The 18,948-nt window shown below is 69.2% G+C and carries 18 protein-coding genes and 2 pseudogenes; 14 read left to right on the top strand and 6 right to left on the bottom strand.

What is annotated here, in order from left to right; translation table 11 throughout:
- Window positions 1–5 precede the first annotated feature (5 nt).
- Both NV348_RS34625 and NV348_RS34620 read right to left on the bottom strand, forming a co-directional pair.
- The gene (locus tag NV348_RS34625) at window positions 6–1,358 is read right to left on the bottom strand and encodes a lanosterol 14-alpha demethylase (protein WP_447150695.1); all 1,353 of its coding nucleotides are present in this window, start codon (window positions 1,356–1,358) and stop codon (window positions 6–8) included.
- Window positions 1,359–1,448: 90 nt separating this feature from the next.
- Window positions 1,449–2,042 carry a TetR/AcrR family transcriptional regulator gene (locus NV348_RS34620; protein WP_447150694.1) on the bottom strand — a complete coding sequence of 198 codons (594 nt, stop codon included), beginning with the start codon at window positions 2,040–2,042 and terminating at the stop codon, window positions 1,449–1,451.
- A 117-nt stretch (window positions 2,043–2,159) separates the two neighbouring features.
- Between NV348_RS34620 and NV348_RS34615 the strand changes: the two genes are divergently transcribed.
- The 5 genes from NV348_RS34615 (at window position 2,160) to NV348_RS34595 (ending at window position 6,322) form a co-directional block, all read left to right on the top strand.
- Complete coding sequence (locus tag NV348_RS34615) at window positions 2,160–3,629, top strand: aldehyde dehydrogenase (protein WP_447150693.1); 1,470 nt, start codon at window positions 2,160–2,162, stop codon at window positions 3,627–3,629.
- Window positions 3,630–3,660: 31 nt separating this feature from the next.
- Window positions 3,661–4,410: an SDR family oxidoreductase gene (locus NV348_RS34610; RefSeq protein WP_447150692.1), complete on the top strand. Its 750-nt coding sequence runs from the start codon at window positions 3,661–3,663 to the stop codon at window positions 4,408–4,410.
- On the top strand, window positions 4,407–5,294 hold the full coding sequence (locus tag NV348_RS34605; protein WP_447150691.1) for an NAD(P)-dependent oxidoreductase: 888 nt from the start codon (window positions 4,407–4,409) through the stop codon (window positions 5,292–5,294). Before NV348_RS34610 ends, NV348_RS34605 begins: the two co-directional genes overlap by 4 nt.
- A complete protein-coding gene (locus NV348_RS34600) occupies window positions 5,291–5,662 on the top strand; it encodes a carboxymuconolactone decarboxylase family protein (RefSeq protein ID WP_447150690.1) in 372 nt (123 codons plus the stop codon). The genes NV348_RS34605 and NV348_RS34600 overlap by 4 nt, the downstream gene beginning before the upstream one ends.
- Window positions 5,663–5,737: 75 nt before the next feature.
- Window positions 5,738–6,322, top strand: coding sequence for a TetR/AcrR family transcriptional regulator (locus NV348_RS34595; RefSeq protein ID WP_447150689.1), 585 nt, complete (start codon window positions 5,738–5,740; stop codon window positions 6,320–6,322).
- A gap of 286 nt (window positions 6,323–6,608) precedes the next feature.
- On the opposite strand, the gene NV348_RS34590 is transcribed toward NV348_RS34595, so the two are convergent.
- Window positions 6,609–7,820: an oxygenase MpaB family protein gene (locus tag NV348_RS34590; protein WP_447150688.1), complete on the bottom strand. Its 1,212-nt coding sequence runs from the start codon at window positions 7,818–7,820 to the stop codon at window positions 6,609–6,611.
- Window positions 7,821–7,895: 75 nt separating this feature from the next.
- Between NV348_RS34590 and NV348_RS34585 the strand changes: the two genes are divergently transcribed.
- Window positions 7,896–8,519: a TetR/AcrR family transcriptional regulator gene (locus tag NV348_RS34585; protein ID WP_447150687.1), complete on the top strand. Its 624-nt coding sequence runs from the start codon at window positions 7,896–7,898 to the stop codon at window positions 8,517–8,519.
- 126 nt (window positions 8,520–8,645) lie between these two features.
- Here NV348_RS34585 and NV348_RS34580 read toward each other — a convergent pair whose 3' ends face one another.
- The gene (locus tag NV348_RS34580) at window positions 8,646–9,020 is read right to left on the bottom strand and encodes a helix-turn-helix transcriptional regulator (protein WP_447150686.1); all 375 of its coding nucleotides are present in this window, start codon (window positions 9,018–9,020) and stop codon (window positions 8,646–8,648) included.
- Between the two features lie 190 nt (window positions 9,021–9,210).
- Window positions 9,211–9,633 (bottom strand): annotated as a pseudogene (locus NV348_RS34575) (AraC family transcriptional regulator ligand-binding domain-containing protein); the annotation flags it as partial.
- A gap of 177 nt (window positions 9,634–9,810) precedes the next feature.
- On the opposite strand from NV348_RS34575, the gene NV348_RS34570 reads away from it, so the two are divergent.
- From NV348_RS34570 to NV348_RS34540, 7 genes and pseudogenes are all read left to right on the top strand, one after another.
- Complete coding sequence (locus NV348_RS34570) at window positions 9,811–11,292, top strand: flavin-containing monooxygenase (RefSeq protein WP_447150685.1); 1,482 nt, start codon at window positions 9,811–9,813, stop codon at window positions 11,290–11,292.
- Between the two features lie 56 nt (window positions 11,293–11,348).
- Window positions 11,349–13,130, top strand: coding sequence for an AMP-dependent synthetase/ligase (locus tag NV348_RS34565; RefSeq protein WP_447151213.1), 1,782 nt, complete (start codon window positions 11,349–11,351; stop codon window positions 13,128–13,130).
- Window positions 13,131–13,203: 73 nt separating this feature from the next.
- Window positions 13,204–14,709 carry an aldehyde dehydrogenase family protein gene (locus NV348_RS34560; RefSeq protein ID WP_447150684.1) on the top strand — a complete coding sequence of 502 codons (1,506 nt, stop codon included), beginning with the start codon at window positions 13,204–13,206 and terminating at the stop codon, window positions 14,707–14,709.
- Between the two features lie 96 nt (window positions 14,710–14,805).
- Complete coding sequence (locus NV348_RS34555; protein WP_447150683.1) at window positions 14,806–15,927, top strand: AI-2E family transporter; 1,122 nt, start codon at window positions 14,806–14,808, stop codon at window positions 15,925–15,927.
- Window positions 15,928–16,089: 162 nt separating this feature from the next.
- Window positions 16,090–17,196, top strand: a complete 1,107-nt coding sequence (locus NV348_RS34550; protein ID WP_447150682.1) for a glutamate--cysteine ligase 2 — start codon at window positions 16,090–16,092, stop codon at window positions 17,194–17,196.
- 116 nt (window positions 17,197–17,312) lie between these two features.
- On the top strand, window positions 17,313–17,486 hold the full coding sequence (locus NV348_RS34545; protein WP_447150681.1) for a CsbD family protein: 174 nt from the start codon (window positions 17,313–17,315) through the stop codon (window positions 17,484–17,486).
- A gap of 72 nt (window positions 17,487–17,558) precedes the next feature.
- Window positions 17,559–17,957 (top strand): annotated as a pseudogene (locus tag NV348_RS34540) (DinB family protein); the annotation flags it as partial.
- Window positions 17,958–18,023: 66 nt separating this feature from the next.
- Here the strand turns inward: NV348_RS34540 and NV348_RS34535 are convergent.
- Window positions 18,024–18,404 carry a winged helix-turn-helix transcriptional regulator gene (locus NV348_RS34535; protein ID WP_447150680.1) on the bottom strand — a complete coding sequence of 127 codons (381 nt, stop codon included), beginning with the start codon at window positions 18,402–18,404 and terminating at the stop codon, window positions 18,024–18,026.
- 81 nt (window positions 18,405–18,485) lie between these two features.
- On the opposite strand from NV348_RS34535, the gene NV348_RS34530 reads away from it, so the two are divergent.
- Window positions 18,486–18,896 carry a RidA family protein gene (locus NV348_RS34530; protein WP_447150679.1) on the top strand — a complete coding sequence of 137 codons (411 nt, stop codon included), beginning with the start codon at window positions 18,486–18,488 and terminating at the stop codon, window positions 18,894–18,896.
- The last annotated feature ends 52 nt before the right edge of the window (window positions 18,897–18,948 follow it).

The raw sequence follows: 18,948 nt of genomic DNA, 5'->3' as shown, positions 1-18,948 counted from the left end.
GATGGTCAGCGATGCCGGCGACGGTAGCGGACGCGACAGGGCTGCTGCAGCTGGACGACCATCTTCGAATGGTCGTTGCGATAGGTTCGCGACGGCTGCGCGAGTTCGAACTCCCAGTCCCGCAGCAGGATCGAGAAGATCGCTTTGAGCTGCATGAGCGCGAACGGCGCCCCGACGCAGCGATGCCTGCCCGCACCGAAGGGGATCCAGGTCCAGCGGTTGACGATGTCGTCCTGGCGCGGATCGAGGTAGCGGGCGGGATCGAAGGCGTCCGGGTCGGGGAAGTCCTCCGGGATCCGGTTGGAGATCGCGGGCGTGGCGGCCACCATGTCGCCGGGTGCGATCCGGTGCCCGCACACCTCGAACTCACCGCGCGCCAGGCGCATGAGCACGATCAGCGGCGGATGCAGGCGCAGCGTCTCCTTGAGCGCGGCTTCCAGCTGCGGGATCTGGCGCAGCGCGTGGTGGCTGACCTCCGAGCCGTCGGTGAACAGCTCGTCGAGTTCGGTGACCACGGCGCGCAGCGTGCCGGGGTGGCGCAGCAGCTCGATGATGGTCCAGGCCGCGGTGCCCGAGGTGGTGTGGTGGCCGGCGAACATCATCGAGATGAAGATGCCGGTGATCTCGGTCGCCGGGAACCGCGGTTCGCCGTGCTCGTCCTGGACGGACATGAGGACGTCGAGCATGTCGCGGTCGTCCTTGCCCGCGGGCGGATTCGCCGCGCGCTGATCCATGATCGCCTGCACCAGCTCGACCAGCGCGGCCCTGGCGGCGTCGCGCCGGGCGAAACTCTCGATCGGTGCGTACGGGTCGACGTAGGCCAGCGCGTCGGTGCCCTGCTCGAGCTCGTGATAGAGGTGCGCGAAGCGGGCGTCGAGCTGGTCGCGGAACTTCACCCCGATCAGGCAGGCCGAGGAGGTGTAGATGGTCAGCTCCGCGAAGAACTCGAGCAGGTCGATCTCGCCCTCGTCGTCCCAGCTCGCGATCATCCGGTCGACCTCGCGGGCGATGGTGCCCGCGTGGGCGCGCATGTGGTCGGCCCGCAGCGCCTGATTGTGCAGCATCTCCTTGCGGCGCTCCGGCGGCGCGTCGAACACGACGCCTTCGCCGAAGATCGGCTTCATGAACGGGTAGGCCGCTCCCTGATCGAGGTCGTCGTCGGCGGCCCGGAAGAAGAACTCGTTGGCTTCGGCACCGGAGAGCAGGACGACAGTGCGTCCCGCGAGGTCGAAGGTCCCGACATCGCCGCATTCGGCGCGGACGCGGTGCATCAGCGCGATCGGATCGGTGCGGAATTCGGTGAGGTGCCCGTGGCTGTCGTCGCCTCCGGACACGCGCCGCGGTATGGCCAGCGTCATGGGGAATCCTTCCCGGAATACTGTCCAGACGTCATATGGACATGTGTCTGGACAGTACTACGGTTGGCGCCGCGCGACAAGGAGGAGCTGTCAGCCGTCGAGTGCCGGATCGGCCAGCATGCGTCGCGCGCACACCTCGAGCAAGTCGGCGACCTCGGCGTAGGACAGCAGTCCCATGCCGCCCTGCAGCAGTGCTCCGGAGTACAGGAGTTCCAGCGCCGCAAGCTGTTCGGGGTCCCTGGTGCCCAGAGCCTGTGCGAGCCGGTGGCGGATCTCCTTGCCGATGCGTAATCGCAGGTGCCGCACATCGGGATCGTCACCGAGCAGGGCGCTGCTGACCGCACCGGCGAGGGCGGGCTCGTCGGCCACCAGCATCGAGACCTCGCGCAGGACGGCGACCACCCGCGTGGTCGGGTCGGCGTCGTGATCGTCGAGTGGGGGCAGGGCGATCAGGCGCCGCCAGAAGACCTCGGAGATCAGGTGTTCCTTGGAGGAGAAGTATGTGTACGCGGTGGCGGTTCCGACGCCGGCCGCCGCGGCGACGAGCCGGATGGTGGTCCCCGAGTAGCCCGCCGTGGCCAGCACCTCGACCGCGGCCACGGTCAGGCGGTCCACGGTGTCGGCCTGTTTCTCCGTCAAGCGTCGTCGAGTTGCTTCGATGCCGGTAGGCGCGATTTCGGACATGTGTCTGGATGCTACTACAGCAAGGTGTATGGACGAATGACGCGCATTCCCTTGCGGCCGTTCCGGAATCCGAACTATATTCCGTACACCTGTCCAGACAAGTATCGGAGACCTGCCATGAACGGCCTCGTCCCTGCCGGCGGCACGCCCCTGCTGATCGGCGGCAAGCTGATCCCGGGCGGCTCCGGCGTCTTCGCGACGATCAACCCGGCGACCGAGGAGGTGCTCGGTCACGCCGCCGATGCCTCGGCCGCCGACATGGACGCCGCCATCGGGGCGGCGCGCACCGCCTTCGACGAGACCGAGTGGTCGCGGGACCCCGCGTTCCGTGCCCACTGCCTGCGTCAATTGCGTGACGTGCTGGGCGAGCACCTCGAGGAGCTGCGGGCGATCACGATCGCCGAGGTCGGCACCCCGGTCATGCTCACCAGCGGGCCGCAGCTCGAGGGCCCGATCGCCGATCTGTCCTACGCGGCCGACCTGGCCGAGAACTACGCGTGGGAAACGGATCTCGGCACGAGGGACCTCATGGGGGTCGCCTCCCGCCGGGTGATCCGGCGCGAGGCCGTCGGGGTCGTCGGCGCCATCACACCGTGGAACTTCCCGCACCAGATCAACCTGGCCAAGATCGGTCCCGCGCTGGCGGCGGGAAACACGGTCGTGCTCAAGCCCGCGCCGGACACACCGTGGTGCGCCGCGGTGCTGGGCCCGCTCGTCGCCGAGCACACCGACATTCCCGCCGGCGTGCTCAATATCGTCACCTCCGCCGATCACGCGATCGGTGCGCAGCTGGTCGACGATCCGCGCGTGGACATGATCACCTTCACCGGCTCGACGCGGACCGGCCGCTCGGTGATGGCGGGTGCCTCGGCCACGCTCAAGCGCACATTTCTCGAACTCGGCGGCAAGTCGGCGGCGGTCGTGCTCGACGACGCCGATATCGCGGCGGCCGCGAGCTATACCGCGTTCACCGTCGCCGTCCACGCGGGCCAGGGCTGTGCCCTCACCACCCGGCTGCTGGTGCCGCGTGCGAACTACGACGCCGCGGTCGCCGCGGCGGCCACAACGCTGTCCGGGCTGGCGGCCGGTGATCCGACGAACGCCGGAACCGTCTGCGGGCCGGTGATTTCCGCGCAGCAGCGGGCGCGGGTGGAGCGATACCTCGAGCTCGCCAGAGCCGAGGGTGGGCACGTCGTGGTGGGCGGTGGCAGGCCGGCGAACCAGGAACGCGGCTTCTTCATCGAGCCGACGCTCATCAGCGGTCTCGCCAACACCGCGACCGTCGCCCAGGAGGAGATCTTCGGACCGGTACTCGTCGTGATTCCGCACGACGGCGACGACGACGCGATCAGGCTGGCCAACGCTTCGCCCTACGGGCTGTCGGGCTCGGTCTGGGGCACCGACCCGGAGCGGGTGGAACGGGTGGTCGCGGGGGTGCGGACCGGGACGCTGAGCGTCAACGGCGGGCTCTGGTACCACGCCGACGCACCGTTCGGCGGCTACAAGCAGTCCGGCATCGGCCGGGAGATGGGCGTCGCCGGATTCGAGGAATACCTCGAGACCAAGCTCGTCGCCACCCCCGCCTGACCGCACCACCACTCACAGGAGCTGAACAACCATGGCACGTTTCACCGGTCGCACCGCGATCGTCACCGGCGCGGCACAGGGCATCGGCGCGGTCTACGCCAGCGCTCTCGCCGCGGAAGGGGCCAATGTCGTCGTCGCCGATCTCAACGCCGAGCGCGGCGCGGAAGTCGCGGCGAAGATCGTCGCCGAGGGCGGCACCGCCGCGTTCCATCGGGTCGACGTCGCCGATCCCGAATCCGCCACGGCGCTGGCGGAGTTCACCGTCGCCGAGTTCGGGGCCATCCACCATCTGGTGAACAACGCCGCGATCTACGGCGAGATGAAGCTCGACCTGCTGCTCACGGTGCCCTGGGACTACTACAAGAAGTTCATGGGCGTGAATTTCGACGGCGCGCTCAATGTGACGCGCGCGGTCTGGCAGCCGATGGTCGCGGCGGGCGGCGGGTCCATCGTCAACCAATCCTCCACGGCCGCCTGGCTGTACTCCGGGTTCTATGGGCTGGCCAAGGTCGGGATCAACGGGCTCACCCAGCAGCTGGCGACCGAGCTGGGCGGGTCGAAGATCCGGGTGAACGCCATCGCGCCCGGCCCGATCGACACCGAAGCCACCCAGACCGTCACGCCGGGAAATCTGGTGAAGGACATGGTGTCCCGCATTCCGATCAAACGGATGGGCACGCCGCAGGACCTCGTCGGCGCCTGCCTGTATCTGCTGTCCGACGAGGCGAGCTGGGTCACCGGGCAGATCCTGAACGTCGACGGCGGGCAGATCATCCGATGACGACCGAAACCGATTGCCTTCCGGTCGGATTCGTCGGACTGGGCAATATGGGTACACCGATGGCCCGGCGACTGCTGGCCTGGCCGGGCGGGCTCACCGTCTGTGACGTCCGCGCCGAGGCCACCGCGCCGTTCGTCGAGGCGGGGGCGCGGGCGGCGGCCGATCCGGCGGCGCTGGCGGCGGACGCGCGCGTCATCTGTGTGACCGTCGTCGACGACGCGCAGGTCACCGAGGTCCTCACCGGGCCGACGGGCATTCTGCGCACCGCGGTGCCCGGCACCGTCGTCGCGGTGCATTCGACCATCGGGGACCGGACCGCCGAGGCACTCGCCACGCGATGCGCGGAGCAGGGGGTCGAGTTCGTCGACGCGCCGGTGAGCGGTGGGGCGCCGGGAGCCACCCACGGCAGCCTGGCCGTCATGATCGGCGGGAGCGCTGCCGCGGTGGACCGGGTCCGGGCGCCGTTCGGCTGCTTCGCCGACCTGATCGTGCACGCCGGGGACGTCGGCGCGGGCACGCGAATGAAGCTGGCGCGCAATCTGTTGCACTTCATCTCCTTCACCGCCGCGACCGAGGCGCAACGGCTGGCCGATGCCGCCGGGCTCAGTCTCACCGCCCTCGGCAAGGTCGTGCGCCACTCCGACGCGGTGACCGGCGGGCCGGGCGCGATCATGCTGCGCGGTACCACCGCGCCGCTGGACCCCGACGACTTCTGGTTCCCGATCCTCGGCCATGTGCGCGATCTCGGTGAGAAGGACCTGTCGCTGGCCCTGGAACTCGGCGACCGGCTCGGCGTCGATCTACCGCTCGCGCAACTCGCCATCGCCCGGCTGGCCGGGGGGCTCGGCGTAGCCGGGTCCGTTCTCGACAAGGAGACATCATGAGCACCACCGACGACAACGTCAGACAGCGCGGGCTGGCCAAGATGAGCGAGGTCTACGGCTGGGACTTCGCCGACGGCCCCGGCGACTACTTCGCGGTCACGGCCGACCACCTGTTCGGCGACATCTGGTCGCGTCCCGCGCTGACCGTGCGGGAACGACGACTGCTGCTGCTCGGCGCGCTGACCGCGCAGGGGCACCTGGATATCGCCGAGATCCAGATCGGGGCGGCGCTGCGCAACGGCGAGCTGTCCGAGGAACAATTGCGCGAGATCGCGCTGTTCCTCTGTCATTACGTGGGCTGGCCCGCCGGCACCAAACTCGACGGCGCCGTCGGCAAGGTGATCGCCCAGGAACGCCGCACGAAGTAGCCGACGGGCGGCGATACACGCCCACCCGGGCGTGGTCGGCGGGCGGGCCGGACCGGCGGAGTAGCATCCAGACGCATGTCCGAAAGCAATTCCATCAGCCTCGAGGCGACCCGGCGGCGGTTGACCGACAAGCAGGCCGACACAGTCGACCGGCTCACCAAGGCGGCACTGCGGGTGCTGGCCCGTGATGGCTTTTCCGGCATGACGATCCGGCTGGTGGCGGCCGAGGCAGGCGTCGGCACGGCCACCGCGTACACCTACTTCTCGTCCAAGGAACACCTGGTGGCCGAGATCTTCTGGCGGCGGTTGCTCGCCTCGCCGTCGCCCGCCAGCCAAGACCCGGATCCGTCCGTCCGGGTGCTGGCCGAACTCCGCACCATCGCGCTGCTGGTGGCCGACGAGCAGGAGCTCTCCGGTGCGGTCACCAGTGCGCTGCTGGGCGGCGACCCGGACGTCGAACACCTGCGCACCCGCATCGGTATCGAGATCCGCGGCAGGATCTCACGCGCACTCGGCCCCGACGCCGACACCGAGGTCGTCGAGTGGCTCGAACTGATCTACGCGGGCGCGCTGGTCCGCGCCGGGATGGGCTACGAGTCCTACGAGAAGATCGCCGACCGCATCGAACGCGCCGCTCTGCGCATCCTGCAGGCCCCGTAGCTCGCGCTGGAATCGGCTGACGTACCAGCGGACCGAGTCCGCTGCCACCACCGGTGGGTTCGCTTCGCGAGGCAATCAGCTGACGAGGGAAGGGGCGGCGCGCGACTATGGCTGACCGGCTTCGACCTCGACGAGGTCACGAGACTGCGCTACTTGCGCGCCGCACTGTTGATCCGCGCGCACCGCGGATCGGACAAGCCCGACGACCGTCACCCCGACAACGAAACACGCTCTCGCGCGGGGTGATTCACCCGATTCCGTCGCCGGGGCAGGGTGGACAGCCGGACTAGGCGGCGTGGGTGAGCTGGGCGGCGGACGCGCCGATGGCCGGGCGGGCGCCGACCAGCGTGCGCATGAATCGATCCTGTTCCCGCGCACCGCGAGTCGCCGCGCGGTCCAGGCCGCCGGGGAGTACGCGGGTGGCCGAGCGTACGAGATTGGTGGGGATTCGCATCGCCGGATACCAGGGGACCACCACCGTCGGGAGGCCGAGCGCGCGCATCGTGTGGCGGCCGAGGAAGGTGCCCGTGACCGACAGGTGCTGGGCGTAGGCGAGCCGGCGGCGCACGGCAGGCAGCCGGTCGTAGTTCCACGACAGCGGATCCCGTGACATCGGGACCGCGAGCTGGCGGGTCGACTCGTCCGGGTCGGCCAGCGCCGACAGCGTGTGCACCAGTACCCGCACGCCGTCGCGGAACGACTGCGGCAGCCAGTGCTCCTCGACGCCGAGCAGGCTGCCGACATAGCGGACGACGTGCGCGACGGCGTCGGCTTCCGACGGCGTGAGCAGCACGCCCATCCCCATCGCCCCGATCGCCGGCGCGATGAAGGCGCCGACCAGCGTGGCGGCCATATCGGTCTGGTTGATCGGCAGGCCCCAGTCCTCGGCTCGCCAGTCCGGCATCGCGGCCACGTGGCGGCGCACGAACGCGTGGATGAGCCGCACCCGGATCGTGGACCGGTAGCCCAGGCCCAGCGGCGACAATCCGTCCTCGGACACGACGTCCATCGCCCACTGCATCGTCTCCGCCCAGCGCTGATTGGAGCCCTTCTCGAGGGCGCCCGTGCGCAACAGGGTCTTGTTGAAGCCGGAGAACTGGTACCCGCCGAGCATGGCGACGTCGCGCGCGATGTACATGCCGTCGGACCCGCTGCTGAGCAGTACTTTGGCGCCGCGCACGAGCTTGTCCGGATCGACCCACGCGGGCACCGTCTCGACCTCGGCGAAGAACTCGCGCAAGGGTTCCGGCGCGTCCGGCACGGCGGCGATGCCGTGGGTGAGTGCCCGATCGAACAGTGGGCGCATCTGCTTGCTGCCGGCGGTGACCATCCACTCGACCAGCCGATCCATCGGGTCGTCGCCGACGAGCAGTCCCTCGCCGAGGCGGCGCCACTGGTCCGCGTCGGGGCCGTGGACACCCAGGGTCGCCGCGAAGCCGCCGACGATCGCCGGGGTGCGGTGGGGACGGTCCGGGTGTCGGGTGGGAACGGTACGCATCGGCACTCCTCGTTGAGCGTCGGAAATTGGATAACAACCGATATCCAAAATAGGCCGCCTGCTAAAGTGCTGTCAATGGCGCGTGCGGAGGTGGTCCGGCCCTACAAGGGGATGAGCGCGGCGAATCGACGGGACGAACGCCGCGACAAGATCCTCGCCGCCGGTCGGCAGGTGTGGGGTGAAGCCGGACTCGCCGAAGTGACCGTGCGCCGCGTCTGCGCCGCATCCGGATTGACCCCGCGCTACTTCTACGAGCAGTTCGCCACCCGGGACGCACTGGTGCTCGCCGTCGCCGAGCAGGTGCACCAGGAACTGGCCGCCACCCTGGTCGAGGCCAGCCAGGCCGAGCCGGGCGGCCTGAAACGCAAGCTGCTGCGGGCGCTGACGACCTACCTCGACGCCATCGCCGCCGACCCGCACCTGCACCGCATCCTCACCAGTGACACCCACGGCACCGCGGGCCTCGAGGAACTGCGTACGCGCTCGGTCGGCATCGTCACCGATCTCGTCGTGCAGTACAGCGCGGAATTCCTCGACGCCCCCGCGACGCCGGAGAATCGGCGTCAGGAAGCGCTGTTCGTCGTCGGCGGGATCAATCAGCTCATCGAGGCATGGCTGCGCGACCCCCGCCAGTCGAGCACCGAATTGGCCACGCTCTGTACCGAACTCGCTCTCGCTGTGGCGACAAGAGCGGGCTGACAGCGGAAGCCGGTCGTCGTTCTGCTCCGGTCGGCGAACGCGTCGGCGAGGGTTCGCGGGCTCTTCGCGGTCGGGACGACCACCTGCCGCACCGGTCGGCGTCGGCGCTCTGACGTGAGGCCGACTTCAGCGGGCGCGCTTGCGTCGGTAGGCCGATGGTGTGGTGCCGGTCCAGCGCTTGAAGGCGTGGATGAACGGCGTCGCCTCGGCATAGCCCAGCCGCACGGCGATGTCGTCGATCGAGAGCGGGGTGCCGGTGAGCATCTCCTCGGCCAGGGTGCAGCGGACCTCGTCCACGAGTGCGCGATAGCCGGTGCCCGCTGCGGTGAGGCGTCGCCGGAGGGTGCGGGGGCTCGTGCCCAGTTCGCGCGCGACGACCTCGATGGTCGGCGGCGAGGGGATGCTCGCGGTGTCCCCGCCGGGCAGGATCAGTTCGCGCACCTCCGCCGTGATGCCGGTGCGGGCGCTGCGCCGTTGCAGCAGATCGGCGCACTGCGCCACGCACAGGCTCCAGGTCTGGGCGTTCGCCTGTGGCAGGGTCTGCGCCAGGACGGCCGGGTCGAGGGTGAAGACAGTGTGCGCGCGGCCGAACTCCGGCGGGACGCCGAGGATCTCGTGCAGGCGGTCGGCGCTGTCGCCGGGCGGCGAAGTCGAACTCGATTCGCGCGACGGCGAGTTCGTGACCGAGCAGGTCGCCCATCACCCGGTGCATGGCGACGATGTCGCGTTCGACGAGGAATCGCGCCACATCCGCGGGAACGAGATCGTGGTGGATCCACGCCAGCACGCCGCTGTCGGTGGATTCGACGACCGGGGTGCAGAAGCCGTAGCCCAGCTGGTAGTAGCGCAGCGCCAGCGATATCGCTTCGCGCAGTGTCGGACTGGTGACGCACGCGAAGCCGAAGATGCCGAAGGTGGACAGTCGGTAGCGGCGTCCCACCTCCACGCCCAGGGCGGGAACATCGGGGAGCTCGCGCACAAGATTGCGCACGACGACGAGTTCGGTCGCGGCCGATACCTGCAGATCGGGAGACGTCAGGGCGGCCGGCGCGAGGTCGGTATCCGCCAGGACGCGGCCGGCGGTGACGCCGTGCTCGGCGGCGAAGTCCGCCATGATCGCGATGCTGGCGATACCGCGCGGGAAGTCCCAGGTCCGGATGTCCGGCTCTTCGACGGTGCGCATCCGCCCATTATGGCCGAAAGTATTGATTCTCTGGCCGTCGTTGTTTGTGATCGGCGTTCGCGCAGGTCGTAGCGTTGACGGTGGCAGCAGCGACAGAGGAGTCCTGGCATGAGCGCACGCACCACCCCGTCGATCGTCATCATCGGGACCGGCTTCGGCGGTCTCGGCATGGCGATGGAACTGCAGAAGGCCGGGTTCGACGTGACCCTCCTGGAACGGGCCGCCGAGGTGGGCGGTGTGTGGCGGGAGAACACCTACCCCGGCGCTGGGTGCGACATCCCCTCGCCGCTGTACTCGTACTCCTATGAACCCAGGACCGACTGGCCCAAGCGGTTCTCCGAGCAGCCGGACATCCTGGCGTATCTGCGCGGGGTCGCCGAGAAGCGCGGCCTGATCTCGAAGATCCGGTTCGGCGCCGAGGTCACCGCCGCGGAGTTCGACGATGCCACGGGCACCTGGACGGTCAGCACGGTGGACGGCGCGACGATCACCGCCGATGTGCTCATCCCCGCGGTCGGTCAGCTGTCGCGCCCGGCCTGGCCGAACATCCCCGGCATCGACGACTTCCAGGGCGAGTCGTTCCACTCGGCCGAGTGGAATCACGACGTCGACCTGACGGGCAAGCGAGTCGCGGTGATCGGGACCGGCGCCAGCGCGATCCAATTCGTGCCCGCCATCCAGCCGAAGGTGCGGCAGCTCACGCTGTTCCAGCGTTCGGCCGCGTGGGTCCTGCCCAAGCCGGATATCGAGTACCGGTCCTGGCATCACACCGTGTTCGCGAACGTGCCGCCGGTCCGGCTGGCGGAGCGGTTCGCGTTCTGGGCGCTGTGCGAGTTCCTGTCGCTGGGCATCGTGGATGTCCCCGCGATCCGGCCGCTGGTGACCGGCATCGCCACCCGGCACTTGGCGAACCAGGTACCGGACCCGACGTTGCGGGCCGCGCTGCTGCCCGACTATCCGGCCGGATGCAAGCGGGGACTGTTCTCCAACAACTACTTTCCGGCCCTCACCCAGCCGAACGTGCACGTCGAGACGAGCGCCATCAGCGAGATCCTGCCCGACGGCATCCGCACGGCCGACGGCGTGGTGCACGGCGCGGACGTGATCATCTACGGCACCGGGTTCAAAGGCACCGAATTCCTGTGGCCGATGCGGATCGCCGGACGTGGCGGTCGCAAGCTGGAGGACGCGTGGGAGGGTGGCGCCCGCGCCTACCAGGGCATGTCCGTGCCCGGGTTCCCGAACATGTTCCTGATCTACGGCCCGAACACCAATCTCGGCGTGGGATCGATCGTGTACATGATCGAATCCCAGGCCCGCTACATCCGCCAGGCCGTCCAGCAGATCGCGCGGCAGCCCGGGCGCGTGCTCGACGTGCGGGCCGAGGTGGCCGAGGAGTACGACACCCGGGTGCAGCGGCGGCTGGAACGGACTCCGTGGACCCGGTGCTCGAGCTGGTATCGCACCGCGGCTGGACGCATCACCAACAACTGGCCGGGCACCGTGTCCAGCTACCGCCGCCGAACGCGCACCTTCGCGTTGTCGGACTACCGGGTGGTCCCCACCGCGGGTGACCGCCCCGGGCTGTGACGAACAGCCGATCGACACCATTCACCGACGAGAACAGCCGGAGCCGACCGATGACCATTGCCCTGCCGCCGACCCTGTGCGCGGCGTTCCAGCGCACCGCCGACCGCATGCCCGACGCCGTCGCCCTGCGCACGCCCGGCGAGACGACCCGGATCACCTGGGGCGAGTACGCGCGCCGCGTCGAGAAGATCGCCGCCGGCCTGGCGAATCTGGGAGTCGCGGCCGGTGACACGGTGGCGCTGATGCTGACCAACCGGCCCGAATTCCATCTCGTCGACACCGCCGCGATGCACCTGGGCGCGATCCCCTTCTCGATCTACAACACCAACCCGGTCGAGACGATCGCCTATCAGCTGGCGAAGACCGAGAGCCGGGTGATCGTCTGCGAGGAGCAGTTCCTGCCGCAGATCGCGGCGGCCCGTGCCGTCGACCGGACCGTGCAGACGGTCGTGGTTGTCGACTCCGGCCCCGCCGACACCGTGTCGCTGGCCGAGCTCGAGTCGAACCCACTGCCCGGCTTCGACTTCCGGGCCGCCTGGGAGCAGGTGCGTGCCGATGACGTGCTGACGATCATCTTCACCTCCGGCACCACCGGAACGCCCAAGGGCGTCGAGCTCACCCACGCCAACATCCTGAGCAATATCGACGGCGTCCGCGCGATGCTCGATCCGTGGTTCGAGCATCGGACCGTGTCCTACCTGCCGGACGCGCACATCGTGAATCGCTGGACGTGCCATTACTTCCCGATGATCGGCGGGGGACCGGTCACCGATCTGGCCGACCCGAAGCAGATCGTGACCGCGCTGGCCGATACCCGGCCGACGGCGTTCGTCGGCGTGCCCCAGGTCTGGTACAAGATCAAGGGCGCGCTGGAAGCGCAGCTCGCCGCCGAAACCAGTCCGGTCAAGCGGACTCTCGCGCACTGGGCCATCGACATCGGCCGGCAGCGAGTGCGCGCCGAGCTGAGCGTGCCCGGCGGCCGGGTCTCGCCGTGGCTGGCCGCCCGGCATCAGGTGGCGGATCGGCTGGTACTGGCCGAGATTCGGCACCGGCTCGGGCTCGACGAGCTGCTCGTCGGAGCGACCGGCGCGGCGCCGATCGCCCCGGAAGCGCTCGAATTCGTCCTCGGGCTCGGGCTGTCGGTCGGTGAGGTGTACGGCATGTCGGAACTGTCGGCCATCGCGACCCTGAACCGGCCCGGCCGGATGCGGCTCGGCACGGTCGGGGTCGCCGCGCGCGGCGTCGAGGTATCGGTCGCGGCGGACGGCGAGATCCTGGTGCGCGGCCCGATCGTGATGAAGGGCTATCTCGGCGACCCGGAACAGACCGCCGAGGCGATCGACGCGGACGGCTGGGTGCACACCGGCGATATCGGCACCATCGACGCCGACGGGTTCGTCTCGATCGTCGATCGCAAGAAGGAACTGATCGTCAATTCCGGCGGAAAGAACATGTCGCCCAGCAAGATCGAGGGCTACCTCAAGGTGGCCTGCCCGCTGGCCGGGTCGGTGGTCGCCATCGGCGACGCGCGACCCTACGTCACCGCGCTGATCGCCCTAGACGCCGATGCCGCCGCCGCGTACGCGACCGCGCACGGTCTGACACCCAGCCCGGCGGAGCTGGCCGAGAATCCGGGGATCCGGGAGATCATCGACGCCGGGATCCGTGCCGCCAACTCGAAGCTGGCCCGAGTCGAACAGATCAAGAAATTCGTTGTCGCGCCGGTCTTCTGGCTGCCGGGTGGCGACGAACTGACGCCGACGGGAAAGCTGAAGCGCAAGCCGATCACGGCAAAATACGCCACCGAGATCGACCTGATGTACAGCGCCGCGCGCTGACCCACCCGAATCGACGGCGAGCAGAACAACAGACCGCACGAGTCGTTCCGTGCGCAGGTGAGTGGAGTGGACTATGAGTACAACCGAGCAAGCGCCGGTCACGGCCGAGGTTCTGGTGTCGCTGGATCCCGCGACCGGTCAGCCGATCGGGGAGTACCCGATCGACGCCCCGGAACAGGTCCAGCGGACGGTAGCGAAGGCGCGCGTCGCCGCGGAATTCTGGGCGGAACAACCGTTCTCGGTGCGGCGCAAGGCGCTGCTGCGGTGGGCGTCGTACCTGACCGGCCACGCCGACGAGTTCACCGCGCTGATCCGGCGGGAGAACGGCAAGCCGCTCGACGACGCCTTCCTCGAACTCACCCTGGCGCTGGGCCACATCGACTGGGCCGCCCGCCACGGGGGGCGGGTCCTGGCGTCCCGGCGCGAGCGTCCCGGCCTGTTGATGGCCAACTTCGCCGCCACGGTCGAATGGCGGCCACTGGGTGTGGTCGGGGTGATCGGGCCGTGGAACTATCCGGTGTACACCCCGACCGGCTCGATCGCCTACGCCCTCATCGCCGGAAACACCGTGGTGTTCAAGCCGAGTGAGTACACCACCGGCATCGGCAACTACTTCGCGACCGCGTTCGCCCTGGCGAATCCCGAACTGCCGCAAGGCATCCTGCAGACCGTCAACGGCTACGGTGCCACCGGCGCTGCCCTGGTGACCGCCGGGGTCGACAAGGTGGCCTTCACCGGGTCGACCGCGACCGGGAAGAAGATCATGGCCGCGGCCGCCGATTCGCTGACGCCCGTGCTGCTGGAATGCGGCGGCAAGGACGCCGCGATCGTCGCCGGTGACGCCGACGTCGAGGCCGCCGCCCGCGACATCGCGTGGGGTGCGTTCGCCAACAGCGGCCAGACCTGCGTCGGCGTCGAACGGGTGTATGTCGTGCAGTCCGTGCGCGACCGGTTCGTCGCGGAGTTGCGCAAGAACCTCGACGGCGTGCGCGCAGGCAGCGATCCCGCGGCCGACTACGGCCCGATGACCATGCCGAGCCAGATCGACGTGGTGCGCGGCCATATCGACGACGCGCTGCGTGACGGCGGCACCGCGGTCGTCGGCGGACCCGACTCGGTCCGGGCCCCCTTCATCGACCCGGTCGTCCTGCTCGACGTCGACGAACAGTCACCGGCGGTGCAGGAGGAGACCTTCGGCCCCACCCTCACCGTGCGATCGGTCGCCGACATCGACGAGGCGGTGACACTGGCCAACGGCACCCGCTTCGGGCTGGCCTCCACGGTCTACTCCCAGCGGCACGGAGTGGAGATCGCGCGTCGCCTGCGCGCCGGAGCGACCTCGATCAACGCGGTCCTCGCCTTCGGCGCCATCTCGTCGCTACCGTTCGGCGGGGTGGGGGAATCGGGCATCGGGCGCATTCACGGCCAGGAGGGCCTGCGCGAGTTCGCCCGTCCGCATTCGCTGGCCCGGCAACGATTCGCGATTCCCGGCATGGCGCTACTGACCTTCGACCGGACGGCGGCGACCATGGCAATCGTCCGGCGCGCGGTCCGGTTCCTCTACGGACGGGAGCGCTGACGGCGGCGCGCGTGTCAGACTGGCGGCGTGAGTGGGCCGGTGAAAGAGACCAGTGAGGCGCGACCGAACGGAAAGCCACCGCGTGACCGCGGGAACGTGATCGGGGGCGGGCTCCTGTGGCTGGCCAAATGGTCACTGTGCATCGTGGCGATCGCGGCGGGGGCCTGGGTGCTCGGTACGATCGCCGCCCGGCTGTGGGTGGTGATCCTGCCGGTCGCGCTGGCGATCGTGGTCGCCACGATCCTGTGGCCGCCGACCCGCTGGCTGACCCGGCACCGGTGGCCGCCCGCGCTGGCCGCGTCGACGACCCTGCTCGGGTTCCTCGCGCTGGTGGCCGGGGTCGTCGCACTGATCGTGCCCTCGGTGGCTGATCAGGCCCCCGAACTCGTCGACAAGTCCACCGCCGGGGTCAATCAGGTCCGCGACTGGATTCAGGGACCGCCGTTGCGGATCCGCGACGAGCAACTCGATTCCGCGGTCGACGCGATCGTGACGCGGCTGCAGTCCAGTGGCGCGCAGATCGCCAACGGCGTGTTCACCGGGGTCTCCACCGCGACATCGGTGCTGATCACCGTGTTCCTGGTGTTGGTGCTGGTGTTCTTCTTCCTGAAGGACGGGACCCGGCTGCTGCCGTGGATGCACGGCGTGTTCGGCAATCGCAGCGGCAGGCACGTCGAGGCCGTTCTGGAACGGGTGTGGGCGACCCTGGGCGGATTCATCCGGACCCAGGCGGTCGTCAGCATGGTCGACGCGCTCCTGATCGGTACCGCGCTGTTCATCCTCGACGTCCCCCTGGCGCTGGTGCTGTCGGTGATCACCTTCATCGGCGGATTCGTGCCGATGGTCGGCGCGTTCGTCGCCGGTGCGCTCGCCGTGCTCGTCGCGCTGGTCGGCAACGGGTTCACCACCGCGGTCATCGTGCTCGGCATCGTCATCGCGGTGCAGCAGCTGGAAGGCAATGTGCTGCAACCGGTTCTGCAGAGCCGCAGCATGGAACTGCACGCCGTGATCGTGCTGCTCGCGGTGACCGCGGGCGGCTCGCTCTACGGCATCACCGGCGCCTTCCTCGCGGTGCCGGTCGTCGCGATGGTCGCCGTGGTCATCCGGTACATCGGCGAGCAGATCGACGCGGCTACCGGAACGCCACCCGTGGAGGCGGAAGAATCGGACAGCGATGAGTCCGCGGTGGTCGCCCCGTCACCCGACCCCGCCACCTGACCGGGCTCCTCGACGATCTTCGTGCGGCCGTCGGGGTTGCCGGCCCGACACCAGGTCATCGGGGTTCACCTCGGCGATGACCTGGTCTACCGTGAAGATGTGCCGCTGTTCCGTGGTCGCGGCGGGAAGTACCTCGTCGAATCTCTGCGAAGGAGGCGGGCGGTGGGCAGGCACGCGGACGTACTCACGGTCGGTGTCGAAGAGGAATTCCTGTTGACCGACCCAGTGACGGGCGCGCCGGTTCCGAAGAACCGCCAGGTGGCCGCCACGGCGCGGCGGGCCGGGATCGACCTCCAGCTGGAGCTGACGCGCTGCCAGGTGGAAACCAGCAGCTGTGTGCACTCCGACATCGGTGAGCTGCTGGGGGAGCTGCGCACGTCCCGGCGGCAGGTCGCCGAGTGCGCTGCCGAGCACGATGCGCGGTTGCTGGCGGTGGCGATCCCGCCGACCGTCCCCGAGCGGTTTCCGGTGACCGATACCCCACGCTATGAGCGGATCGCGCGCACGTTCGGGATGCTCGCCCACGAGCAGGGGCTGTGCGGTTGCCATGTCCACGTCGGCGTGCCGGACCGGGAGACGGCGGTGCTCGTCGGCAACTATGTGCGGCCATGGCTGCCGGTCCTGCTCGCCATGACGGCGAACTCGGCGATCTATCGCGGCAGCGAGACCGGGTACGCGAGCTGGCGCAGCATTCTGTGGCGCCGCTGGCCCAGCGCCGGCCCACCGCCGTATTTCGCCTCGCTCGACGACTACGAGGCGATTGTGGCGACGATGCGGGCCAGCGGCAGCATCCTGGACAACAAGATGATCTATTGGGACATCCGTCCCTCGGAATCGTTCCCGACCGTGGAAGTCCGGGTCAGTGACATCCCGGCCACCGCGGCGGAATCCGCGCTGCTGGCCGCGTTGACCCGGGGGATCGTGAGCTCGGGACTGCGGTCGATCGCCCGGCGTGAACCCGCGCTCACGGTGTCGGGCGAGGTTCTGCGGGCCGCGTACTGGAACGCGGCGCATTCCGGCTTGGACGGCGACGGCCTCGATCTGACCGAAGGTCGGGTGGTCCCGCATCGGGAGCTGCTGGCCCGGCTCGTCGACGACATCGAGCCCGCGCTCTCCGACAGCGGCGACCACGAATTCGTCGTGGCGGCGATCGACGCGCTGATCAGCCGCGGCAACGGTGCGCGGCGCCAGCTCGAGGCGTTCCGCGGACGACACGACATCGCCGACGTGGTCGCCGAATCGGCGCGGGCGACGCTGGAGGGATGCTGACGACGCCCGGCGCATCGTTGTTTGTCGCGGCGCGACCCGGGTAACGCCGCTATGGGTCCCCAGGACGGCCCACGGCCACCGTGGTGGCCGAGCGAACGTCTGAAAGGAATGCCGCGATGAGCTTTGCGGACAAGGCGAAGAACAAGGCCGAGGAATTGGCGGGCAAGGCCAAGGAAGCCACAGGTAAGGCCACCGACGACCGGGATCTGGAGAACGAGGGTCGCGCCGATCAAGCCAAGTCCGATCTGAAGGACGCCGGCGAGAAGGTGAAGGACGCCTTCCGGGACTGACTCCGGTCCGCGGGGCACCGGGCGCGAAGCCGGTGCCCCGCGCTCCGGCTCGCCGCTGTCCCCGCGGTAGCGCGGACTTCGATCGCCGCGAAAGTCGAAGGCGCGCCGGAACCGCAGGTGCGCACGGCCGCCGTCCCCTCGGGCACGAATCTGCTCGGGTTGCTCGAGCATCTGACGTTCGTCGAACGCTCGGTGTTCCTCGGCGACACGGTGACCGACTGGCGGGCGACATTCCAGGTCTCGCCGGACGACGGTGTGGCCGATGTCCTGGCTCGCTACCGCGCCGCGGTCGAGCGCGCGAACGACATCCTCGACGGCTGTCCCGATCTCGGTGCACCGATTCCCCGGGCAGGGAATCGTCCCGCCCCCAGCGTCCGCTGGGCGCTCACCCACATGATCGAGGAGACCGGCAGGCACGCGGGCCACGCCGACATCCTCCGCGAACTGATCGACGGCACCACCGGCCGCTGACGCCCCCCGGACAGGGAGCCCGCATGCATTCCGTGACCGGTGGTAGCGGCTCGCCGGTGGTCGGCGTCACGAACTCGACGTCGCGGCGTCCTCGCGGGCATCGTAGGTGTCGCGGGCGCGGTCGATCGCGGGCATGTGTTCGGCGGCCCATGCCAGCAGTGCGTCGACAGGGCGGCGCAGGGTCTTGCCGAGTGGGGTGATGCGGTACTCGATGGCGACGGGGCGGGTGGCGATGACTTCTCGTGCGATGACACCGTTGCGCTCGAGTCTGCGCAGAGTCGCGGTGAGCGATTTCTGGGTGACCGCGGGGATGGCGCGGCGAAGTTCGTTGAATCGGCACGGGCGTTCGCAGAGTTCGTTGAGCACGCTCAGCGACCACTTGTCGAGTACTTGATCGAGCAGGTCGCGGTGGGCGGTACCGATGCGGATCTCGTCGGTGGTATCCATGCTGAAACCTGGTTTCGTTGAAGTGTCCTCTTGCCACTAAGTATCGTAGCGATACCTAGACGAAATGGAGGAGATTCGATCATGAGTGTCGAGTACTTCACGCCCGAGGGCCTGCCGCAGCCGACCCCGTATCACCATGTGGCCGTAGGCATCGGTTCGCGGCACGTACACGTCAGCGGGCAGGTCGCCCGTCTCGCCGACGGAACGCCGGTTGCGCCCGGTGACCTCGCCGGGCAGGTCGCTCAGGCGCTGCGCAACACGGCGCTCGGATTGGCCGGGGCGGGCGCGTCGTTCGCGGATGTGCTGCGATTGACGTTCTATGTCACCCGATGGAGCCCCGAGCAGATCGGTGACTTCATGGCTGGTGTGGAGTCGGTCGCCGCGGAGATCGGCCTGTCGATGCCGATGCCGCCGGCGTCGCTGATCGGGGTCGACTACCTCTTCGAGGCGGACGTGCGGGTGGAGGTCGAGGCGACGGCGATTCTCGACTGACCCGACGGTCGCCGCGCCGCAGGGAATACGCGGGATCTGGACCGGGGGGGGC

This window comes from Nocardia fodinahabitans (assembly GCF_052983615.1).
This window is presented reverse-complemented; position numbering and strand designations above follow the sequence as displayed.